We start from the raw sequence: 22417 nt of genomic DNA on the forward strand, positions 1-22417 counted from the left end.
TCTATAGGGGGTTGTTCGTTTTTCGATTGATGAAACCGTGCCTTGTCTTCCTGCTTGCTCTCCTTCTTTTCTCTTGTTCAGAAGATAAACCTCTTTTTGAAAGAACGGACGTTAAGAACACAGGAGTCACTTTTGTGAACCAGCTTCGAGAAACTGAGCAGGAAAACGTATTAGCGTTTGAGTATTTCTATAATGGCGGAGGAGTAGCGGCCGGTGACCTTAACAACGATGGACTTCCTGACCTCTTCTTTACGGGAAATCAGGTTGAGAACAAACTCTACATCAATAAAGGTAAGCTCGTGTTTACGGATATTTCCGCAACAGCGGGTGTCTCTGGACGTAAAGGGGGATGGAAAACTGGGGTTACCCTGGCTGATGTGAATGCCGACGGCTGGTTGGATGTGTATGTTTGTTATTCGGGTTTGCGGTCTGATTCACTCCGGCGTAATCAACTATTCATCAACAATCATAATTTAACCTTCACCGATCGCGCAGCGGAATATGGCTTGGCAGATTCGGGGTACTCCGTGCAAGCTAACTTCTTTGACTATGACCGCGATGGCGATCTTGATTGCTTTCTGATCAATCATAACCTTAAAAACTACCAGCGTAAAGAGGCTGCTGTAATGAGAGCCGAGCGGAACTATAACGCTGGTGACAAACTGTTTCAGAATGATGGTAAGGGACACTTTACCGACGTTTCGGTAAAGGCAGGCATTAAAGGGAATCCCCTAGGCTTCGGGCTGGGCGTCTCCGTATCTGATGTAAATAGTGATGGTTATCCGGACGTGTACATAGCCAATGACTTTGTTGAAGACGATTATCTTTATATCAATCAGCGCAACGGTACGTTTCGAGATGAGCTTAGAGAACGTATTGAACATACCTCTTACTCCGCAATGGGAGTAGACGTGGCCGATTTGAATAACGATGATCGACCTGATATCATGACGCTCGATATGTTGCCCGAGAGCAACGCCCGCCAAAAGTTATTGCCTTGGCCCGATAACTGGAACGTTTATCAGGCACAGCTGAAAAATGGGTTCTGGCACCAGAATATGCGCAACATGCTTCAGATACAGCAGCCGAATGGGCAGTATGCTGAAATTGGTCAGCTAGCCGGTGTATCGGGTACAGATTGGAGCTGGGGTGTTCTATTGGCTGATTTTAACTTAGATGGCTTTAAAGACATTTTCGTCAGCAATGGCATTCTACGTGATTTCACGAACGCTGACTTTATCAAGTTTTCAGACGATGCCGTCGGAACGCCTGTTCTAAATCAAATTCCGCAGATGCCGACGACCAAAACCCGAAACTATATTTTCCGGAATAACAAAGATTTAACCTTTACGAACGAACAAAAAGATTGGGGATTCAAGGAGCCAGCCGTATCAAATGGTTGTGCGTACGCTGATTTGGATAAAGACGGTGATCTCGAAATAATAACGAATAACCTGAATGAGACAGCCCGAATTTACCGCAACACGAGCCGGGAAACCACTAAAGCTGATTATCTGAGTATTCGGTTGGTTGGTCCCTCGTCAAATCCATTCGGTATCGGGGCAACGGTAACTGTTAGTATAAACGGACAGAAGCAGGTACAGGAAAGGTACCCAACACGAGGCTTTGAATCGTGCAGTCATGATGATCTACTTTTTGGATTGGGAGAAAAAGCTCAGAACGTGCAAGTTGTAGTACGCTGGCCGGACGGTCGTAACCAAACAGTTACTAATGTCAAGCCAGATCAGATAATTACACTAGAGTACCGTCAATCAAAAGCGGTTACAATTACTGATGCAGTTCTCAAAAGTCGGATATTTTCATCAATAGAAGCGCCTGCTTTCGCCCACAAAGCTGACTCTGTTAACAACTTCGACCAGCAAATTCTCCTGCCTATGCAGTACTCCGCTACGGGGCCACGAATGACTGTGGGCAATGTTAATGGCGATGGTCGTCGCGATGTTTTTATATGTGGTAGTTCGGAGCAGCCGGGGCAACTTTTTGAGCAAGATCCCAAGGGTACATTCAATCCCATTAAACTTCCTGATGAAACGGCCGCCACAAATAATGATGCGGTGCTGGCTGACTTCAACGAAGATAAACGCCCAGACCTCTACTTGGCCAACGGAGGGTATGGTGTTCGGGAAGTAGAAAAGCGTCAGGATGAATTGTGGCTGAATACGACTGCTGGCTACGTTAAGCAGCCATTACCGGCAGAAACGGAGAACAGTAGTTGCGTGAAGTCTTTGGACATTGATCGCGATGGCGACTTAGATCTGTTTGTAGGAGGAGGTGTTAAACCTTTTCGCTTTCCGGCGTCCGACGAGAGCTTTATTCTGATAAACGATGGTAAAGCCCATTTTACCAAGCAACCTTTGGGGCGACTGGGTATGCTATCGGATGCGGCCGTGCTGGATGTTGACCGCGATGGCTGGTCAGATGTGATTCTTGTCGGCGAGTGGATGCCCGTGACTGTTCTTCTAAATCAACACGGACGATTAACCGCCAATTCTCAAAAGGTGTACGATGATTTAGCGGGGTGGTGGAACCGTATCGAGAAAGCTGATCTGGATGGCGACGGTGACGAAGACTTAATTGTAGGTAATTTAGGGCTGAATACCCAGGTTAGGGCAAATTCAGAACAACCGGCTACGCTTACTTATGATGATTTCGACCAAAACGGTACTCTTGATTTTTTCATGAGTTATCTGATTGATGGTAAAATCTACCCGGCTTATTCGAGAGATGAAATTTGTGAGCAGGTTCCATCGCTTCGAAAACGATTTACAACGTACCAGGCTTATGCAAACGCAACGCTCGAGAATTGCTTCGATGAGCAACAGTTGCGTCAGGCTAAAAAGTTACAGATCAATGAGCTTCGGACAATCGTACTAGAAAACGATGGTGGAACCTTTATACCGCACCCGTTGCCAACGGCCGCTCAATACGCGCCCGTCTATGGTATTTTGGCCGACGATTTTGACCACAACGGGACCAAAGACCTGTTGTTAATGGGGAATAATTCAACCATGCGGTTACGCATTGGCAAAGTAGACGCTAACCACGGCTTGTTGTTGAGTAATCAGCGTAACTGGCAGTTTAAAGAAGTGCCATCGGACCAAACCGGTCTGTTTGTACGGGGTGATGTGCGGGACGTAAAACGCGTCGGGTCAACCCTCCTGATTGGCGTCTGCAATGGCAAGCTACAGGCGTTCAATAGTCAAAGTAAATAAATCGAATGTTCATTCATACGTACTCAGTGGCTTTGTCTTCGTCATCGTATAACATACTGACTTTTCTAGTTCGTCTGCTTCGGCAAAGAAAAACAGCACACCTCGGACTAGGGTACTACCTACGATCTTGGTTTCTCGTGAGTAGTACACTGATGCTGACGGCCTGCTCGAAAGAAAAAGCTGACACGCTCTTTGAGCGAATGGATAATGATAAGATTGGCGTTACGTTCGAAAACACTGTCAAGAATCAGGCTACCTTTAACATCTTCAACTACCGTAATTTTTACAACGGCGGTGGTGTTGCCGTTGGCGATATAAATAACGATAGCCTGCCCGATCTCTATTTCACGTCAAACATGGGGCAGAACAAACTGTACCTCAATAAAGGCAACTGGCAATTCGAAGATATTACCGACAAGGCTGGCGTCGGCGGAAAAGGCAAGTGGGGAACGGGCGTTGTAATGGTTGATATTAACAACGATAACCTGCTCGACATTTTTGTCTGTAATGCGGGTTATCAGAAAGGTGTTGGTCAGGAGAAAGACCTATATATCAACAATGGTGATTTAACCTTCACTGAATCTGCCAAAAAATACGGCTTAAACGAAAATGGCTATACAACCCATGCCGCCTTCTTTGACTACGACTTGGACGGAGACTTGGACTGCTATATCCTTAATAACAGCTTTGTCCCCGTAAACACCCTTAATTACGAGAGTAGTCGGGAATTACGGGCAGAAGATTGGCCCGTTGCAGACTTCCTAAAAGGCGGGGGAGATCGGCTGATGCGTAACGACAACGGCTTCTTTACTGATGTGACTAAAGAAGCTAACATTTACAGCAGCTTGATCGGGTTTGGACTAGGCGTGACCGTTGGTGATGTCAACGACGATCAGTATCCAGATATTTACGTCTCTAATGACTTTTTTGAGAAAGACTATCTATACATAAACCAGCGTAACGGTACATTCAGGGAGGAAGTTGAACAGCGCATGAAGCACTTGAGCATTGCATCCATGGGCGCGGATATGGCTGATATCAACAACGACGGTTATGCCGAGATTTTTACGACCGAGATGTTGCCCCGTGATGAGCGTCGACTGAAGACAACAACATCATTCGAGTCACACTATGTGGCTAATCTGAAACGACAGAAAGGCTTTTATAAACAGCTTCAGCAAAATTGCCTGCAACTCAATAACCAGGATGGTACGTTCAGCGAGATTGCTTACTACGCCGATGTAGCCGCCAGCGACTGGAGTTGGGGCGCCTTGTTGTTCGACGCCGACAACGATGGCTATAATGATATTTACGTCTGCAACGGTATCTATCATGATGTAATTGATCAGGACTTTATCGACTTCTTCGCGAATGAGTTAGCCCAAAAAATGGTGCTGTCTGGGGAAAAACAGCAGTTTGATGAGATCGTAAAAAATATGCCCTCGAACCCAATCCCCAATAATTTTTTCCATAACCGGAAAGACTTAACGTTCGATGAGCGTGGCAAAGAGTTTGGTTTAGATCAACCTTCGTTTTCTAATGGGGCCGCTTATGCTGATTTAGATAACGACGGCGATTTGGATCTGGTGGTCAACAACGTGAATCAAAAGTGCTTCGTATACCAAAACCATTCTGAAAAAAAAGCAGGAGGTAATAACTACATACGCATAAATCTCAAAGGAGAAGGCAAGAACACTTTCGCCATAGGGTCTAAAATAGAACTGTTTGCTAATAATCAAATATTTAGCCGATACATAGCCCCTTCTCGGGGCTTCCAATCAAGTACTGAGTACATCCAGACCATTGGTCTTGGAACCGTAGCCAAGCTGGATTCTGTAAAAATTACCTGGTACGATAAACGAGTCAGCGTTTTCCGGAACGTACCAGCTAAAACGACAAATGTATACTCCGTACGCGACGGACTTGTAGTACCAGAAAAACCTCGTCCGGCAGTACCGCCTACGTTATTAACCGCTTCGTCTATCAGGCTTGAGCCCCACGTTGAGGACGCTTACGAAGATTTCTTCAATGAGCGAAACATCCCCATGAAGCTCTCCTCAGAAGGGCCGAAGGCTGCTATTGGTGACGTAAACGGTGATGGGAAAGATGATATGTATATCTGCGGAGCCAAAGGGCAGGGAGGACAATTGTACCTGCAAACCAGCGCAGGGCTTAAGAAATCGGATCAGGAGACCTTTACAGCTTCCCAATATTTTGAGGATACGGCGGCTGAACTCTTCGACGCTGACCGGGACGGTGATCTGGATTTATTTGTCGGCAGTGGCGGTAATGAATCCAGGGTAGGGGCGCGCGAGCTGATGAGTCGGCTTTATATGAATGATGGTAAAGGGCAGTTTACGTTCAACAGTCGTGCTTTGCCCCCCCATACCATGAATACTGCGGTGGCACTACCCTACGATTATGATGGCGATGGGGATCTGGATTTATTCGTTGGAAGCCGCAGCTTTCCTGGCGAGTATGGCGTGAGTCCGGAGAGCTATCTGTTCCAGAACAACGGTAGTGGCGAATTCAATGACGTAACCCAACGAGTAGCGCCCGAACTGCTGGAGATTGGTATGGTGCGCGATGCCGCCTGGGCAGACATAACTGGCGACGGCCGCAACGAATTGGTTGTCGTCGGCGACTGGATGAGTCCGCAGGTTCTTACATGGACCAATGACCAACTTCGTAAAACGACTACGGGTCTGGAGAATATTAGCGGTTTTTGGGGGAGTGTGGCTACTATGGATGTTGACAACGATAAAGACCTAGATCTGGTGCTGGGTAACATCGGCGAAAACTTCTCCCTAAAAGCCTCGTCAGCTAATCCGCTTAAATTATGGATCAATGATTTCGATAAAAACGGGGTCCTTGACAAAGTCATGACTAAAACAATTGAAGGAAAAGACGTTCCGATCTTTCTCAAACGAGAGATGGCGGAGCAGTTTCCGTTTTTAAAGACGAAGATTCTCAAACACGCTGATTACGCTACCAAAACGCTTCAGGCCTTGTTTGCGCCGGAAGTGCTGAAAGACTGTCAGGTAAAAACAGTAAACTATCGCAGGTCAATCGTTGCCGTTAATAATGGGAGAGGACGCTTTCGTATCGCTGAGTTGCCGAGTGTTGTTCAGCTTTCGTGCATTAATGCCATTGCCTGTGAAGATGTAAATGCGGATGGCCAAAACGATCTAATCTTGGGCGGCAACTTTACCGAATTTATGCCGCAACTCGGTATGATTGAAGCGTGCCGGGGGGTGGTCTTGGCCAATCAGGGTAAGGGCCATTTCAGTGTGTTGCCAATCCGGAAAAGTGGTTATCAGGTCGACGGAGAAGTGAAGCAGATAAGTCCGATCACGATCAATGGCAAAAAATACCTGATCAATTTGATCAATAACTCAACGCCCAAACTGTTCGAACTGGCAAAGTAGGCTGCATATGGTGAATCAACGCTGGCTTAAAGTACGTTGTGGCTCAAAAGTGCGTTTAGTCATTTATTTTCTTGCCCTAAATACGTTGCTAGCCTGCACTCGTGAGCCCGCTGAAAAGCCATTGTTTCAGGTATTAGATACGACGCAGACTAGAGTCAATTTTGCGAATCAGCTTCAAAACACCGATAGTCTTTCTATTCTCGACTATTTGTATTTCTACAACGGGGGAGGTGTAGCGGCTGGTGATGTGAATAATGATGGCTTGATCGACCTTTATTTTGTCTCGAACCAGGGAGCGAATAAACTTTATATAAACCAGGGCAAGTTTATTTTTACCGACGTCACCGATCGGGCGGGAGTAGCAGGACAGGCAGACTGGCAAACGGGTGTAACCATGGTTGATGTAAACGGCGATGGCTGGCTCGATATATATGTTTGCGCCGTTGGTCGGTTTAAAGGACTCAAAGGACATAACGAGCTGTACATTAATAACCAGAATGGTACGTTTACGGAAAGCGCAGCCAAATACGGCCTTGATTTCGTAGGATTCTCAACGCAGGCTGCCTTCTTCGACTACGATCATGACGGTGATTTAGACTGTTTTTTACTTAACCACGCCGTACATACCTCGCGAAGCTTTGACATGGTATCTGCCAGGAATAACCGCAGTCGGGAATCGGGTGACTACTTATTTCGAAATGACAGCGGGCCTAGTGGTTCAACCTTCACTGACGTTAGTGAAAAGGCCGGTATCTACGGGGCCGCTATGGGGTACGGCTTAGGGATCTCCGTCGCCGATTTAAACAACGACGGCTGGGAGGACATGTACGTGTCAAACGACTTCCACGAGGACGACTATTATTACGTCAATAACCACAAGGGCGGCTTTACCGAAAGCGTTCGGCAAGCTTTTCAGCACACCAGCCGCTTTTCGATGGGTAATGACATTGCTGATATTAACAACGATGGTTACCCCGACGTTATGACGCTCGATATGTATCCCGCCGATGAAACCGTCGAAAAGTCATCGCAGGGAGAAGACCCGCTGGATATTTATCGCTATAAGCTTTCGTATGGCTACATGGATCAGTATAGCCGAAACTGTTTGCAGCTTAGCCAGGCCGGAAAAAAGTTCATGGACATTGGCATAATGGCGGGCGTAGCTGCTACCGATTGGAGTTGGTCTCCGCTACTGGCCGATTATGACAACGACGGCATCAAAGACCTATTTATCGCGAATGGCATTGTTCGCCGACCCAATGACCTCGATTACATCAAGTATCTATCGGATAAAAAGCAAACGTATCAAACGACCCGAGACAACGATACCGAGACTATACAGCAAATGCCCGAGGGCAAAGTGCATAACTATCTATATCGTGGATCGTCAGCACTGCGATTTGTTGATAAGTCATCCGCCTGGGGATTTGAGAAGCCAACGTTTTCGTGCGGAGCGACGTATGCTGACCTCGACAATGATGGTGATCTGGATCTTGTCACGAATAACATCAACGAAGCGGCCAGTGTGTATCAAAACAACGCCGAAACGCTGTTTCCGAAAAACAAACATCTGACCGTTCGCTTAAAAGGGGAGTCTACAAATACGTTTGGAGTTGGCGCAAAAGTCATTCTGAAATACAAAGACTCCCTTCAGCTTCAGCAGTTAATGCCTACTCGGGGGTTCGAGTCATCGGTAGCACCTGAGTTGTTGTTTGGGCTAGGCCAGAGGGCAACCATCGACTCGCTGGTTGTTATTTGGCCGAACCAACGGATGGAAGTTCAGACAAATGTCAAAACCAATCAAACGCTAACAGTACAGCAAACGGATGCTCGACTCGACGGAACCACTTATCATTACACCCCCTCAATAGGCAAGCCATTGTTTGCTGCCGTAACTGATACGACGCTGTTGCCCTTTGTGCACCGGGAAAATAAGCAGTATTACGACTTTGTCCGGGAATCGCTCATGCCATTCAAAGTTTCAACCGAAGGACCACATCTGGCCGTCGGCGATGTTAATGGCGATGGCCTGGACGATGTCTACGCCGGTGGTGCCCGAGACCAGGCTGGAAGTCTGCTGATTCAGCAATCTAACGGGCGGTTTTTTGCTGCCTCTCAGGCCTGTTTCGCTAAAGATTCTGTGTACGAGGATGTCGACGCTTCGTTCTTCGATGCCGACGGCGATAAGGATTTAGATCTGTATGTTGTTTCGGGTGGTAACGAGTTTTCAGGAAAAGCGCAACAGCTGGCCGACCGACTGTATATAAATGATGGACGCGGCAGCTTTAGTCGTTCGATCAACGCGTTGCCGCCCATGTATGATAATAAGAGTTGCGTCAGGCCCTGCGATGTTGACCACGATGGGGATCTGGACCTATTTGTTGGCGGACGGGTGGTAGGGCTCGCTTATGGCAAAGCACCCGGTTCTTACCTGCTTATTAACGACGGCAAAGGTCGCAACGGCGAACCGCATTTCTCTGATCAGACTGATCAACGTGCCGATAAACTACGTAATGTTGGTATGGTGACTGATGCCGTTTGGATTGATTACGACCAGGATAAAGACCTCGATCTTATGGTAGTTGGCGATTGGATGCCCATACGTCTGTTTGCTAACAACAATGGGCAGTTTAAGGAAGTGACTTCAATTGTCACGGATGAAGTACCCCTTCATGGCTTCTGGCAGCGTATTACTGCGGCTGATTTCGACCGCGATGGCGATATGGATCTGGTGGCGGCTAATATTGGATTAAATACAAAGCTTCGTAAACAGCCTTCCGAAAAGCTTCGTATGTGGGTTAAGGATATTGATAACAACCAAACCGCCGAGCAAATACTGGCTTACAACGTACTGGACAACTGGTACCCGATTGCTACTAAAGATGAGTTGGGCAAACAAATACCTAGTATCATTAACAGGCGCTATACAACTTATAAAGCGTACGCTGGTCAACCAGTTCAGAAGCTGTTCACAACCGCTGAGCTGAACCAGGCGGATGAACTGAACGTCGATCAATTTGCCTCAATATATCTGGAGAACAGAGATGGTAAATTCGCTCTACACGAGCTTCCTATGCTGGCACAAGTCTCAAAACTGTTTGCTCTGCTACCGATCGATATTGATCACGATGGGGATCTCGACATCTTAGGTGGCGGTAATTTTTACGGTGTGAGTACGTATCAGGGGCGCTACGATGCCAGCTATGGGCTTATTCTTCGAAACGATGGAAAAAGCTCTGAGGGTGACCTACAACTAACCCCCCTTTCGCCAATCGATTGCGGCTTTATGCTTAATGGTGAAGTACGTGATATCCAAACCGTCAAAACGGCACAAGGGTTATTGATTACCGTAGCACGAAACGGGCAGTCAATACAATTATTTCGACCTTTCATGAATCAGCCAGTGCCTTCTCGAATAGCTACCAAATAAAGCAATTTCTGGAATTTCTGGGCTACTAGTATTGTTATTTAGTAGAGTATCCGTTAGGTACTCATATTACTTTATAACCTACCGATTTTTAAGAAAAATGAAACGAATGCTTGCCTTGGCCACCGCCCTAGTGCTGGGTTGGTTTGGTCAAATAGCGAATGCCCAAGTAAGCACAGATTACGACCGTTCGGTTGATTTCACTCGTTTTCGTACCTACGCTTTTGCCAAGCCTGAAGTGAACGTGGGAAACAATCCGGCTTATAACAGCCCATTGTTAATGAAACGTATCGAGGGGAATTTGGCCAGGGAGTTTAACGAACGAGGCCTAACTTACCAGAAAAGTGCACCTGATTTGTTAGTCAAAGTTCATACGTATACTGAGAACAAAACTCGCAATGTAACCAGCGGGCCAGGTTATGCACCCTTTTACCGCTACGGTTGGGGCTTTTCGCCTTACCGGTTCGGTTTCTGGCCCATGTGGGGTGGCTACTACGGTGGCTGGAATCAAACGTATCAGGAAAACTACACGCAAGGTACGTTGCTGGTTGATTTGATTGATGCCCGTACGAAGCAGCTGTTATGGCGAGGTTCAGCCCAAGGTGTTGTTGACAGCCCTAAGCGTTTGGATCGTCAGATAGCCCGTGGAGTTCGCAAGATTATGAAGGATTACCCCGTGAAGGCGTCATAATGCCAACACAATCAAAATAAGTGTAGCCCTAACTGTCTGATGTGGCAGTTAGGGCTTTTTTATGGCTTGCCAATGAGCGTATTACAGATTAAATCTGCTGATTGTTTCGCCAAAAAGTCCGATAATTTCCGTTAATTTTGTAATTGCGTCAAGCCATATTTGTTAGCTTGTCATTGCAGATATACACCGTTTTAGTGATAAATAACTATGAGTAAACGACTTCTCTCAAGTGGGCTTTTTGTTTTGTTTCTGCTTGGGATGTCTGCTTGTCAGAAGCCCGCAACGCCTGCCGAGTACAATGCTAAGGCTGCTAATCCCGAATATTATAACTCGGCTTTGAATAAGCTGACCCAAGTTGTTATTCATGATATTTTTTCACCTCCTGTTGCCAGTCGTATTTACGCATATGCCAACCTGGCTGGATATGAAGCCCTTGTGTCATTCGATCCGCAGTACGAATCGTTAGGAGGTAAGCTCAAGCGATTTCAAGCGGGACCTAAGCCCGAAGCCGGGAAGGACTACTGCTTTCCATTGGCTAGCACACATGCTTTTCTGACGGTTGCCCGCGCCCTGACGTTTTCGGTTGATTATTATGACGAGTTCGAAAAGTCGTTTTATGAGCAATACAAAAAAGACGGTGTTCCCGACGAGGTCTATGATCGGTCCATGGCCTATGGTGAAGCGGTAGCCAAACACATTCTAGATTACGCAGCCAAGGATAATTACAAGCAAACCCGTGGGTTCAAGCACACGGTTACCAATGCAGAAGGCACCTGGGTGCCAACGCCACCCGCTTATATGGACGCAGCTGAGCCCCAATGGAATAAGTTACGCTGTTGGGCGATGGATACGTGTAGCCAGTTTATGCCGCCCCGCCCGCCTGCTTATAGTATAGCTAAAGATAGTCCTTACCAGAAAGAGGTAATGGAAGTGTATGAAACAGGCAAACAAACCGATAAGCAAAAGCAGGATATTGCTTATTTCTGGGACGACAATGCGTTTGTCATGAACGTAGCGGGACATGTTATGTATGCATCAAAGAAAATGACGCCGGGTGGTCACTGGTTGGGGATTGCGCAGACGGTGGCCCGTCAGCAGAAACTAAATCTGATGCAGACCGTCGAAGCCTATACCTTAACGTCATTCGCGCTCACGGACGGCTTCATCTCCTGTTGGGACGAAAAATACCGTAGTAACATGGTCCGTCCCGAAACGGTCATCAACAAATACATTGATCCTAAGTGGACGCCGTTTCTGCAAACGCCCCCATTTCCGGAATACCCAAGTGGGCATAGTGTCATTTCGACCGCGGCCGCTACTGTTTTAACCCGCCTTATGGGAGACAACGTTGCCTTCACTGACTCTACCGAGTTTCAATATGGTCATGGAGTTCGCTCCTTCAAGTCGTTTCTTGAGGCCGCTAACGAAGCCTCGATCAGTCGTCTTTATGGTGGCATTCACTACCGTTCTGCTTTGGTGAATGGACAGGTAGAAGGTGAAAAAGTAGGGCAGTGGGTTATTCAAAAGATCCGCACTCGTAAATCGGTCGTTGCCACTCGATAATCGTTAAAAGCACGTTAAAAGTGCTTTCTTTATCAGAAAGAAGTTCATGTTTGCTGTAGCGATAAGTAATTATCAAACATATCGTTACACTTATGAACAGGCCTTTAAGAATATTTCTCGTGAGTACACTGGTTTGTCATGCTCTGACAGCGCTGTCTCAAGCACTACCAGTGTACGATTCAACACAAACGCGTGCGTCGCGTAATCAGCAAACCTACCGTTCCCTCAGTCGTTCGTCGCAGGACACGACCCAGTCTGTTTTTAATTTTAAAGCAGCGCCTTGGTACGTTCGGGCCATGCCCTTCTCAATTTATACGGGTGCTGGTAAGCCGCGCGACCGGATTGCGCAAACGATAGAAGTTGGTAAATCATTCGATGTAATTGACTTAGGTATTACGTTCGGCCGAAGCTCGCTGCGGCCTGATTCTACGCTTTTTCTGGAAGGCCGGGTAACGATGGACGTCGCTAACTACGGCATTTTTGCAAACGAAATGACGATTGGAGCTGGACGCCAGTTTGACAAGCAAGGAAGTTTATTACTTGAACTGACCTATAGCATCATTGCCCAAGTAGCCCCCCGCTTTGGAATTGGGCTAACAACTGGCTACTACGATTTTAGCAGTGAAACGACCGACGCATCCAAGACCTTCTACGGAGTCTATTTGCGCTATGGCCTGACCCGAACGGACTCTGGTGGCTTACTCAATATAGGGCATAGACGCCCAGTACGCATTGGGCGAGCCGGGCGAGGTCACGGGCGTGGACGCTAATGAGTGTCTGTTACTGATTATTAATAACGATCCAGAACCCATTAGCTGGAAGGGAATAGCCGGTATCAAACCATACATCTTGTCGGGTGTTAGTTGTACGCAGGTGAACTATTTCTTGAGCAACGTTATGAAGTATAAATACCGGTCATTAACTCTGATTACTCCTCTTTATTTGGTTTCGTTAGCCGCTTTTGCCCAGCAAACGTATTTCAATGTGCCTTCTTCTGATATTGTCGAAAAGCATGAGGTGGCAGTTCAGCAACAAATAAACTTTTCGGAGTCATATCGATCAACAACTACTTTTGACTATGGCTTAGGCCGAGAATGGGAGATAGGGGTGAACCTGTATAACCTCGATTACTCACCAAACGAGCACCGGTTTATTCGTAACGACTCAACGACTCAACAGTCTTACAGTCCATTACTGCTGCTGAATTCTCAAAAAGCGTTCGACTTTAATGACCACCTTGAAGTGGCTATTGGTGCACAAGGTGGTATAAATTTAACCCCTTCAGATAAGCCACAAGTAGTTGGATACTTATACACGCATCTGGCCGGGTCGTTACAGGATGAGCATTATAACTGGTCATTAGGTGCTTATACCGCAAACCCACGGTACTTAGGAGAAGGGCCCAAAGCAGGATTTCAGGCGGGGTTTGATGCTGGAATTTTCTACCAGAAATTTCATCTGTTAGGCGATTGGATATCCGGTTCGCATGATTTAGGCCAATTAGTGCTGGGAGCTGAAGTATACCTTGGTAAGCATTTTCCGCTGGCAATTGGCTGGCAGCGTACTAACAAAGACGGAGCCCAGGCACTGGTCATTCAATTGACTTATAATCCTGAGTAACGCAAAATCTCTTTCAATATCTACGTTAAGAGACCTACAATTGAACTATTTTTAGCATTCTTTTTAACATTATCATAAAAGAATGGCTAAGAAATTACTTCGTTTAGGGATATGGCTCATGATCATGAGCCATGTGTTTGCTGCTTATGCCCAATCTGATAACGGAGCCTGGCAAATTGTTGGGCAGAACATTAACCCCGCTAATTATTACGGTATCACTGTAGCTAACGGTATGATTGGGTTCGTTTCATCGCCAGAGCCCATGAAGGTGAAAGACGTAGTACTCAACGGGGCATTTGACACCTATGGACGAGGCCGTGTTTCAAATATTCTCAAAGTGTTCAACTTTGCCAACATGAATCTTGATGTCGACGGGCAGCGGCTTGGTCCTAAAGACATCAGCAATTACCGCCAAACACTCGACATGCAAAGGGCGGCAATGACAACAACGTTCGATTACAAAGACAAAGTAAGCGTTCGGCAAACGATGATGGCATTACGTCATCTGCCGTTTTCGCAATTGACAATGGTTGAGATTACGGCCAAAAAAGATTGCGAGATCATTCCAATGAGCGTAATTGAAACGCCCGAAAACCTCAAAGAAGTTAAAAATTTTTACTCTGAGATCGACCGGGCGCACGTCACGATCCGATTGCTGACATCGGTTGCCAAAAGTCCCTCTGGTCGTCATACGGTTGCCGCTTCCAATAGCTTCATTTTTGAAGAGCCGCATGGACAGGAGCCTGATGTTATCCACGAAGACTGGGATTATAATATGCATCTGGCTAAATTTAAAAAGCGGCTAAAGGCTGGGGCTACGTACCGCTTCAGCGTGGTTGGTTCGGTATCATCAACGGCCCATACCGCTGATCCGCATAACGAAGCAGAGCGCCTGACAATCTTTGCCGCTTTAGAACGTACTGAGCGTTTGCTGATGCGGCATAACGCCGAATGGGCCAAGCTGTGGCAAAGCGACATTGTCATTGACGGCGATCCTGATGCACAACGAGCGGTTCGTTCAGCGCTTTATCATCTGTATTCGTTTGTGCGAGAGGGAAGCGGTTATAGCCTGTCGCCGATGGGACTGTCCGGCTTAGGCTACAATGGACACGTTTTTTGGGATACCGAACTTTGGATGTACCCACCTATTTTATTGTTGAAGCCCGCCATTGCCAAATCTATGCTCGAGTACCGTTTTGAGCGTATGCAAATGGCTAAACAAAATGCCTTCAGCCACGGCTATGCTGGGGTTATGTTTCCGTGGGAGTCCGATGCCGATGGTCAGGAGGCTACGCCGGTTTGGGCATTAACGGGCCCCTTTCAGCACCACATCACAGGCTGTGTAGGCTGGTCATTCTGGAAATACTATCAGGTAACCAAAGACAAAGAGTGGTTAAGAACTCGTGGCTATCCAATGTTGAAAGAGGTGGCCGACTTCTGGGCCAGTCGTGTCGAGCGCGAAGCACCCGGGAAGTACCACATTAATAACGTAATCGGGGCAAATGAATGGCAGGAGAATATTGATGATAATGCCTTTACAAATGGTATGGCAAAGACGTCGTTACAATACGCTATTCAGGCTGCACAAGAGTTAGGGATTACCCCTAATGCTGATTGGCAAGTTGTGAGTGACAACATTCCAATCTTGAAATTTCCGGATGGTACCACAAGAGAGAACCGTACGTACGATGGTGTTCCCATTAAACAGGCCGATGTAAACTTACTGGCTTATCCGCTCACAGTTGTGACTGATGAGGCTGCCGTTCGGAAAGATTTGTCATATTATGAACCACGGTACTCTCCGGAGGGACCAGCAATGGGTTGGTCAGTATTGGCAACCTTACACGCACGATTGAACGAGCCCGATAAAGCGTTTGACTGGTTCGTGAAAAGTTATAAACCTAATGAGGTACCGCCGTTTGGCGTGCTAGCTGAGACCGCTGGAGGAACGAACCCTTATTTCGCAACTGGTGCCGGAGGAATGTTACAAGCCGTCCTGAATGGTTTTGGCGGCCTAGATATTAATGGAAGCGGTATTACACAGCTTAAAACGAAGCTACCTAAAAAGTGGAAGTCGTTAACAATAAAAGGAGTTGGACCACAAAAGCGCACTGTCCAGGTGCAATAAATAAGTGGGCGTATCAGTACAGATAACCGGTGAGAGTTGTCTGTGCTGATACGCCCACTCAATTTTACCATTGGGCCATCGGCAGATTAGCCGACTGAAGTTCTAGCTGAACATCTTTCGAACCGATAGCCATCTTGTTCAACGCTATGTAAATCGCTTTGATAGCGTTTTCAATGCGTTTCCAACCTTCTTCGCTCCGCAAATCGATGCTGATCATAGTCCGGTCATTCTGAGCCATAATTGTCAGGTAAGTCATAGCACCAAGAACTACCGCCGAAATGGCTTGCGTATCGGCTCCCTTTACAAATGAGAGCTGACTAACAAGACGGGTCATTTCTTCATCCTGCGCTCTAGCTGTTGTCTCAGCAATTGAGTCATTCTCAATAACGCTTGCTTTTAATATTTCACGAGCGGCTTTAAACGTGCGGAAATAGCGGTATGTTTGAATAACTTGTCGGTACCAGATTCGAGCCACATCCGATTCATGTAAGGGGCGAATTTGGTCTAATACAGCAGGATTGAACACTGGAAACAGCTTTCCCATCTTCACATAATACTCCAGTAATCCTTCCATACCGCCGAAATACCGGTAGATAAGTACTTTACTGACATTAGCTTTTTCGGCTACTCGGTTCACACCAACGCCTTCCAGCCCACGCTCAGCAATTACTTCTTCTAACGCTTCAACGATACGCTGCGTTGTTTTTGCACGATTGCGCCTTACTTTCTCGTCTTTCTCCATATTAAATGCTTCCGTTATAATTCAAGTAGTTACCTTATTTGACTACAATTAGCGTTGAGAGTCACTCTAATGAACCCTAATCTGTCAATCAACGCCGGCAGGCTAGGCACAATACTGTGAACTATTAAGTAGTATTAACTAAACGAAATGAATACTAGTGATTGTACAATCAATGCAATTAAATGACATTAATAATCACTATAAGTCACCTTAAAGTTATATTTAACAAAGGAAGTTCTTTTTATATTTTGAGCAAAAAAAAAGTATGATTTTCTGGTAAAAAATTACTAAAAAGCCAAATAATATGTAGTATTCTTCGTAAATAGAAAAAGCCGCTTGATGAACATCAAGCGGCTTTACTAGTTGCCCGAGAAGGATTCGAACCTCCACAAACAGAACCAAAATCTGTCGTCCTACCCTTAGACGATCGGGCAATTGCGAGTGCAAAGATAACAGATAAGGAGCGTGAAAAGCAAATGCAAATCTGAAAAAAACAGCCTTCAGGGGTTTTCTGTTGTGGTTAGCCCTGATTTACAACCACTCATAGCTGGCTAAATACTTGCGATATTTTTGTCGGGACTAATTTTTTTGATCAACCCCTGCAGTACTTTACCAGGCCCGCACTCATAAAAATCGACGGCTCCATCGGCTACCATCCGTTCCACCGATTGTGTCCAGCGAACAGGCGAGGTGAGCTGGGCGATTAAGTTTTCTTTAATAACTTGCGGATCGGTAGTCGGCTGTGCATTCACATTTTGGTAAACTGGGCAGCGCGGGGCATTAAATGGCATAAGCTCAACAGCATCGGCAAACTCGTCGCGGGCTGGTTCCATAAAAGGAGAATGAAACGCCCCCCCAACTGCCAACTGAACAACCCGCTTTGCCCCCGCAGCTTTAAGACGATCTTCGGCTAGTTTTATGCCCTCGACACTACCAGATATAACTACCTGACCAGGGCAGTTGTAATTTGCCGGAACAACAACTTCCTCCGTTATTTCTGCACAAACGCGTTCAATGGCATCGTCGGCTAGCCCAAGTACAGCTGCCATCGTTGAAGAAACCAGCTCGCAGGCACGTTGCATGGCGGTTGCCCGAACAGAAGCCAGGCGCAATCCATCTTCAAACGAGAGTACACCAGCCGCGGTCAGCGCTGACAATTCACCGAGTGAATGCCCGGCAACCATGTCGGGCGCAAATGAATCAGTTGTTAATGCAAGTACTACGCCGTGCAGAAAAACCGCCGGTTGCGTATAAATTGTTTGTTTAAGGTCTTCTTCACTTCCCTCAAACATAATGCTGGTTAGATTATAGCCCAGCACCTCATTGGCTTGGTTGAAGAGTTGGCGAGCGGCATCCGAATGTTGGTAGAGGTCAAGACCCATACCCCGGAACTGTGAACCTTGTCCAGGAAAAACATATGCTTTCATAAAGAATTCACTGGTGAATTAAGCCAGTAGAAGGGCAAAGTAAGCGGGATAAACACGTTTCTTCAAATAGAATTGTCTACGGATCTCTTAAGTTATTAAGAATGAGAAGCTTTATCTACAGATGTAGGAGAGACTTACAGGCGAACGTAATGACGCGCCGGACCAACAAAATTAGGCCTCAATAATAAGCAGAAAGGCAAACAAAAACTTCATACATTCTGTTACGAAAACAGCAGAATTGTCTAATCTTTTGTGGCTAAAAATTAGACACAAACCGGTTTAAAAAAACAACTAACCTTGTTTCCATCGGGTTTGTGCTTTAGTTTTGATGCGCCGTTTAAACCGGCTTTTTTTCAATAGTTTACCACTAAAATTTCGTGTCGTTCACTATATGGCTTGGGTAACACAAACACTATCCAGCTCCCTCGGTCGCAAAGTTATCATGTCGCTGACGGGTCTATTTCTGAGTACGTTTTTGATCGTTCATATGGCTGGTAATCTTCAGCTTTTTAAGGGCGACAACGGACGGGCGTTTAATGAATATACGTACTTCATGACGCATAATCCTCTTATTCTTACCGTATCGTACCTGCTTTACACGTCTATTCTGGTGCATTCGCTGATGGCTTTCGTCCTGACGCGTCACAACCAATCGTCACGGCCGGTTAAGTACGCTTACACCCGACCAGAGGCAAACAGTCCCTGGTCGTCGCGCAACATGGGAATCTTAGGAACGATTCTACTGGTGTTCATCATTATTCACATGCGGACATTCTGGTATGAAATGCACTTTGGTTCGGTACCCATGGCCGAGTATGATGGCAAACAGTACAAGGACTTGTATGCTGTCGTGAAAGAGGCTTTTTCGCAATGGTGGTACGTGCTGCTCTATGTGCTGTCGATGGTAGCGGTAGGGTATCACTTGGCACACGGATTCCAGAGCGGTTTTCAGTCGCTTGGCATTCGTCACCCGAAGTACACGCCTATTATTGAGTTTGTAGGGCGTTACTTCTTTGCTATTATCATTCCGGCTGCATTCGCTGCTATGCCGATTTATGTGTTTTTGCAAGTTCACGGGATAATTTAAAGAGTAGAAGAGCACTTAAACTGTAGTTGCTCTGTCTCTCATTAACTCTTCAAAAGATTATGAAACTAGATTCAAAGATCCCCGAGGGACCGTTAGCCGAAAAGTGGGCGCGGCATAAATTCGGCTTGAAGCTGGTCAACCCGGCGAACAAGCGTAAATACGATATTATCATTGTCGGGACAGGTCTGGCGGGCGCATCGGCGGCTGCGTCACTGGCTGAACTGGGCTATAACGTAAAAGCATTTACCTTCCACGATAGCCCCCGTCGGGCGCACTCGATTGCGGCCCAGGGTGGTATTAATGCCGCTAAAAACTATCAGAACGACGGTGACAGCGTGTTCCGGCTGTTCTACGATACGATTAAAGGGGGTGACTACCGGGCGCGCGAAGGAAATGTATACCGACTAGCTGAGGTTAGTGTCAATATTATTGACCAATGCGTAGCGCAAGGTGTTCCTTTTGCTCGTGAATACGGTGGTTTGTTGGCTAACCGTTCGTTTGGGGGCGCACAGGTGTCTCGTACGTTCTACGCACGGGGTCAGACCGGGCAGCAGTTGCTGTTAGGAGCGTACCACGCCTTGAGCCGTCAAGTTACAACGGGTAAAGTGAAACTGATTACGCGTACCGAAATGCTCGACCTGGTTGTCGTTGACGGTAAGGCGCGGGGTATTATCACCCGGAACCTGATAACGGGTAAGATCGAGTCGCACTCGGCGCATGCGGTATTACTCTGTACCGGTGGTTATGGTAACGTGTTTTACCTGTCTACCAACGCGATGAACTCGAACGCTACGGCAGCATGGCGGGCACACAAAAAAGGCGCTTTCTTTAGTAATCCATGCTACACGCAGATTCACCCAACCTGCATTCCCGTTAAAGGCGATTATCAGTCCAAGCTGACGCTGATGTCGGAGTCGTTACGTAACGACGGCCGTGTTTGGGTGCCGAAGACGAAGGAAGATGCCGAGCTGATTCGGCAGGGTAAGAAAAAAGCCAATGACATTGCCGAAGAAGATCGGGACTACTTCCTGGAGCGTCGTTATCCGTCGTTTGGTAACCTGGTGCCCCGTGACGTAGCGTCGCGTAACGCCAAGTACGTTTGCGACGAGGGCCGTGGTGTTGCCCCAACGGGTCTGGCTGTTTACCTCGACTTTGCTGATGCCATCAAGCGTGACGGTCGTAAGACGATTGAAGCTAAGTACGGTAACCTTTTCGAGATGTACGAAAAGATCGTCGACGACAATCCGTACGAAACGCCCATGATGATTTATCCAGCCGTTCACTATACGATGGGTGGCCTGTGGGTTGATTATAACCTGATGACGTCTGTTCCTGGCTTGTATGCCCTAGGTGAAGCTAACTTCTCCGATCATGGCGCCAACCGCTTAGGTGCGTCAGCGTTAATGCAGGGACTAGCCGACGGTTATTTTGTAATTCCTTACACGGTCGGTGATTACCTGGCGACGATTGGTCCTGCTGATAAAATTCCGGTTGACCATCCGGCGTTCCGTGAGGCAGAGCAGCGCATCCAGGAAATGAACAATCGTTTGTTGTCAATCAAAGGCACTAAGACCGTCGATGAATTCCATAAGCAGTTAGGCCATATCATGTGGGATTACTGCGGTATGTCGCGTAACGCCGAAGGTCTGAAGAAAGCCAAGACGATGATTCAGGAACTGCGCAAAGAGTTCTGGAGTAACGTGCGCGTAATGGGCGACGCTGAAGAGATGAACCAGTCGCTTGAACATGCCGGGCGTGTAGCCGATTTCATTGAACTGGGCGAACTTATGGTAGATGACGCGCTACATCGGGAAGAATCCTGCGGTGGTCACTTCCGCGAGGAGTACCAAACCGAAGAAGGCGAAGCGCTACGGAACGACGCCGATTTCACGTACGTAGCCGCGTGGGAATATCAGGGAGAAAATAAACCTGAGATTTTAAATAAGGAAATATTAGAGTTTGAAAATGTAAAACTGACACAGCGCAGTTACAAATAGAAGTTATACGGTTGTGAGGTTGCCTGGTTTTGAAGTGATTCTACTTGAGCTAGGCAGCTTTACAACCCTACGACTTTAGAACTTCTTGAGAGATGAAAGTTACACTGAAAGTCTGGAGACAAAAAAATAATAGTACGCCGGGCAAATTAGTCGAATATCAGTTAGACAACATATCACCAGACATGTCCTTTCTGGAGATGTTTGACGTGCTGAACGGTGAACTGACCAAAAAAGGCGAAGAAATCATTGCCTTTGACCACGATTGCCGCGAAGGTATCTGCGGTTCGTGCGCTATGTTTATTAACGGTCGGGCCCACGGTCCACAAACGGGCGCTACTACCTGTCAGCTGCACATGCGTTCGTTTAACGACGGTGATACAATTGTGGTTGAGCCCTGGCGGGCACGGGCGTTCCCAGTTATCAAAGATTTGATGGTAGACCGCTCAGCCTTCGACCGCGTAGCCCAGGCTGGTGGCTATATTTCAGTGAACACGGGTTCGGCACCTGACGCCAACGAAATTCCCGTTCCTCGTGGTATAGCTGATGAAGCGATGGACGCAGCCCAGTGTATTGCCTGTGGCGCCTGTGTGGCGGCCTGCAAAAACGCATCGGCTATGTTGTATGTGGCGGCTAAAGTATCGCATTTTGCGGTGTTGCCACAAGGACAAGCGGAACGCCAGCAGCGGGCTGAACGCATGGTAGCGCAAATGGACTCCGAAGGGTTTGGTGCTTGTTCGTTCACGGGTGCCTGCTCAGTCGAGTGTCCAAAATCTATTTCGCTCGATCACATCGCCCGCATGAACCGTGAGTACTTGGGAGCGAAGCTGACCTCAGATAACGTTCAGGGGTAAAGTTTTCAGTAAAGCACAAATAAAAAGCCCTTCAAATTGAAGGGCTTTTTTGCTATCTTAGGTATGAAGTTAACATAAACCAGATTATACAACATTACGTATGCTGCTGATTTCTGTGTACAGTAAATCAGTAAGCTTATGTATATTAGCGTATTACAACGAAATAAGAAAAATAGAAAGTCGATTCCCTTCAAACGAAAGGTCGTCGAAGTGTTTCGAGCTG

General features: G+C 46.9%; 13 protein-coding genes and 1 tRNA gene. 11 read left to right on the forward strand and 3 right to left on the reverse strand.

The window, feature by feature from the left end; translation table 11 throughout:
• The first annotated feature begins 134 nt into the window (after window positions 1–134).
• The 8 genes from ACFSUS_RS22495 (at window position 135) to ACFSUS_RS22530 (ending at window position 16090) form a co-directional block, all read left to right on the forward strand.
• Window positions 135–3233, forward strand: coding sequence for a VCBS repeat-containing protein (locus ACFSUS_RS22495; RefSeq protein WP_381526042.1), 3099 nt, complete (start codon window positions 135–137; stop codon window positions 3231–3233).
• Window positions 3234–3370: 137 nt separating this feature from the next.
• Window positions 3371–6661 carry a VCBS repeat-containing protein gene (locus ACFSUS_RS22500; protein ID WP_381526044.1) on the forward strand — a complete coding sequence of 1097 codons (3291 nt, stop codon included), beginning with the start codon at window positions 3371–3373 and terminating at the stop codon, window positions 6659–6661.
• Between the two features lie 7 nt (window positions 6662–6668).
• Window positions 6669–10091: a VCBS repeat-containing protein gene (locus ACFSUS_RS22505; RefSeq protein ID WP_381526047.1), complete on the forward strand. Its 3423-nt coding sequence runs from the start codon at window positions 6669–6671 to the stop codon at window positions 10089–10091.
• Between the two features lie 97 nt (window positions 10092–10188).
• The gene (locus ACFSUS_RS22510; protein ID WP_381526049.1) at window positions 10189–10779 is read left to right on the forward strand and encodes a DUF4136 domain-containing protein; all 591 of its coding nucleotides are present in this window, start codon (window positions 10189–10191) and stop codon (window positions 10777–10779) included.
• Between the two features lie 207 nt (window positions 10780–10986).
• Window positions 10987–12342, forward strand: coding sequence for a vanadium-dependent haloperoxidase (locus ACFSUS_RS22515; RefSeq protein WP_381526051.1), 1356 nt, complete (start codon window positions 10987–10989; stop codon window positions 12340–12342).
• A gap of 119 nt (window positions 12343–12461) precedes the next feature.
• Window positions 12462–13112 (forward strand): hypothetical protein, encoded by a 651-nt coding sequence (locus tag ACFSUS_RS22520; protein ID WP_381526056.1) that lies wholly within the window; start codon window positions 12462–12464, stop codon window positions 13110–13112.
• Complete coding sequence (locus ACFSUS_RS22525; RefSeq protein ID WP_381526057.1) at window positions 13075–13962, forward strand: hypothetical protein; 888 nt, start codon at window positions 13075–13077, stop codon at window positions 13960–13962. The genes ACFSUS_RS22520 and ACFSUS_RS22525 overlap by 38 nt, the downstream gene beginning before the upstream one ends.
• 118 nt (window positions 13963–14080) lie before the next feature.
• Window positions 14081–16090, forward strand: a complete 2010-nt coding sequence (locus ACFSUS_RS22530; RefSeq protein ID WP_381526080.1) for a glycosyl hydrolase family 95 catalytic domain-containing protein — start codon at window positions 14081–14083, stop codon at window positions 16088–16090.
• A gap of 64 nt (window positions 16091–16154) precedes the next feature.
• On the opposite strand, the gene ACFSUS_RS22535 is transcribed toward ACFSUS_RS22530, so the two are convergent.
• The 3 genes from ACFSUS_RS22535 to fabD all read right to left on the reverse strand — a co-directional run bounded on the left by ACFSUS_RS22535 (window position 16155) and on the right by fabD (window position 18259).
• Window positions 16155–16832 (reverse strand): TetR/AcrR family transcriptional regulator, encoded by a 678-nt coding sequence (locus ACFSUS_RS22535; RefSeq protein ID WP_381526059.1) that lies wholly within the window; start codon window positions 16830–16832, stop codon window positions 16155–16157.
• Between the two features lie 363 nt (window positions 16833–17195).
• Window positions 17196–17266, reverse strand: a tRNA-Gln gene (locus tag ACFSUS_RS22540).
• 117 nt (window positions 17267–17383) lie between these two features.
• The gene (fabD, locus tag ACFSUS_RS22545) at window positions 17384–18259 is read right to left on the reverse strand and encodes an ACP S-malonyltransferase (RefSeq protein ID WP_381526061.1); all 876 of its coding nucleotides are present in this window, start codon (window positions 18257–18259) and stop codon (window positions 17384–17386) included.
• A gap of 391 nt (window positions 18260–18650) precedes the next feature.
• Here fabD and ACFSUS_RS22550 point away from each other — a divergent pair, with 391 nt between their 5' ends.
• The 3 genes from ACFSUS_RS22550 (at window position 18651) to ACFSUS_RS22560 (ending at window position 22194) form a co-directional block, all read left to right on the forward strand.
• Window positions 18651–19346 carry a succinate dehydrogenase cytochrome b subunit gene (locus tag ACFSUS_RS22550; RefSeq protein ID WP_381526063.1) on the forward strand — a complete coding sequence of 232 codons (696 nt, stop codon included), beginning with the start codon at window positions 18651–18653 and terminating at the stop codon, window positions 19344–19346.
• 59 nt (window positions 19347–19405) lie between these two features.
• A complete protein-coding gene (locus ACFSUS_RS22555) occupies window positions 19406–21343 on the forward strand; it encodes a fumarate reductase/succinate dehydrogenase flavoprotein subunit (RefSeq protein ID WP_381526065.1) in 1938 nt (645 codons plus the stop codon).
• A gap of 92 nt (window positions 21344–21435) precedes the next feature.
• The gene (locus ACFSUS_RS22560) at window positions 21436–22194 is read left to right on the forward strand and encodes a succinate dehydrogenase/fumarate reductase iron-sulfur subunit (protein ID WP_381526067.1); all 759 of its coding nucleotides are present in this window, start codon (window positions 21436–21438) and stop codon (window positions 22192–22194) included.
• Window positions 22195–22417 lie beyond the last annotated feature (223 nt).

The organism is Spirosoma soli (genome assembly GCF_042684525.1).
Lineage (GTDB): Bacteria > Bacteroidota > Bacteroidia > Cytophagales > Spirosomataceae > Spirosoma > Spirosoma soli.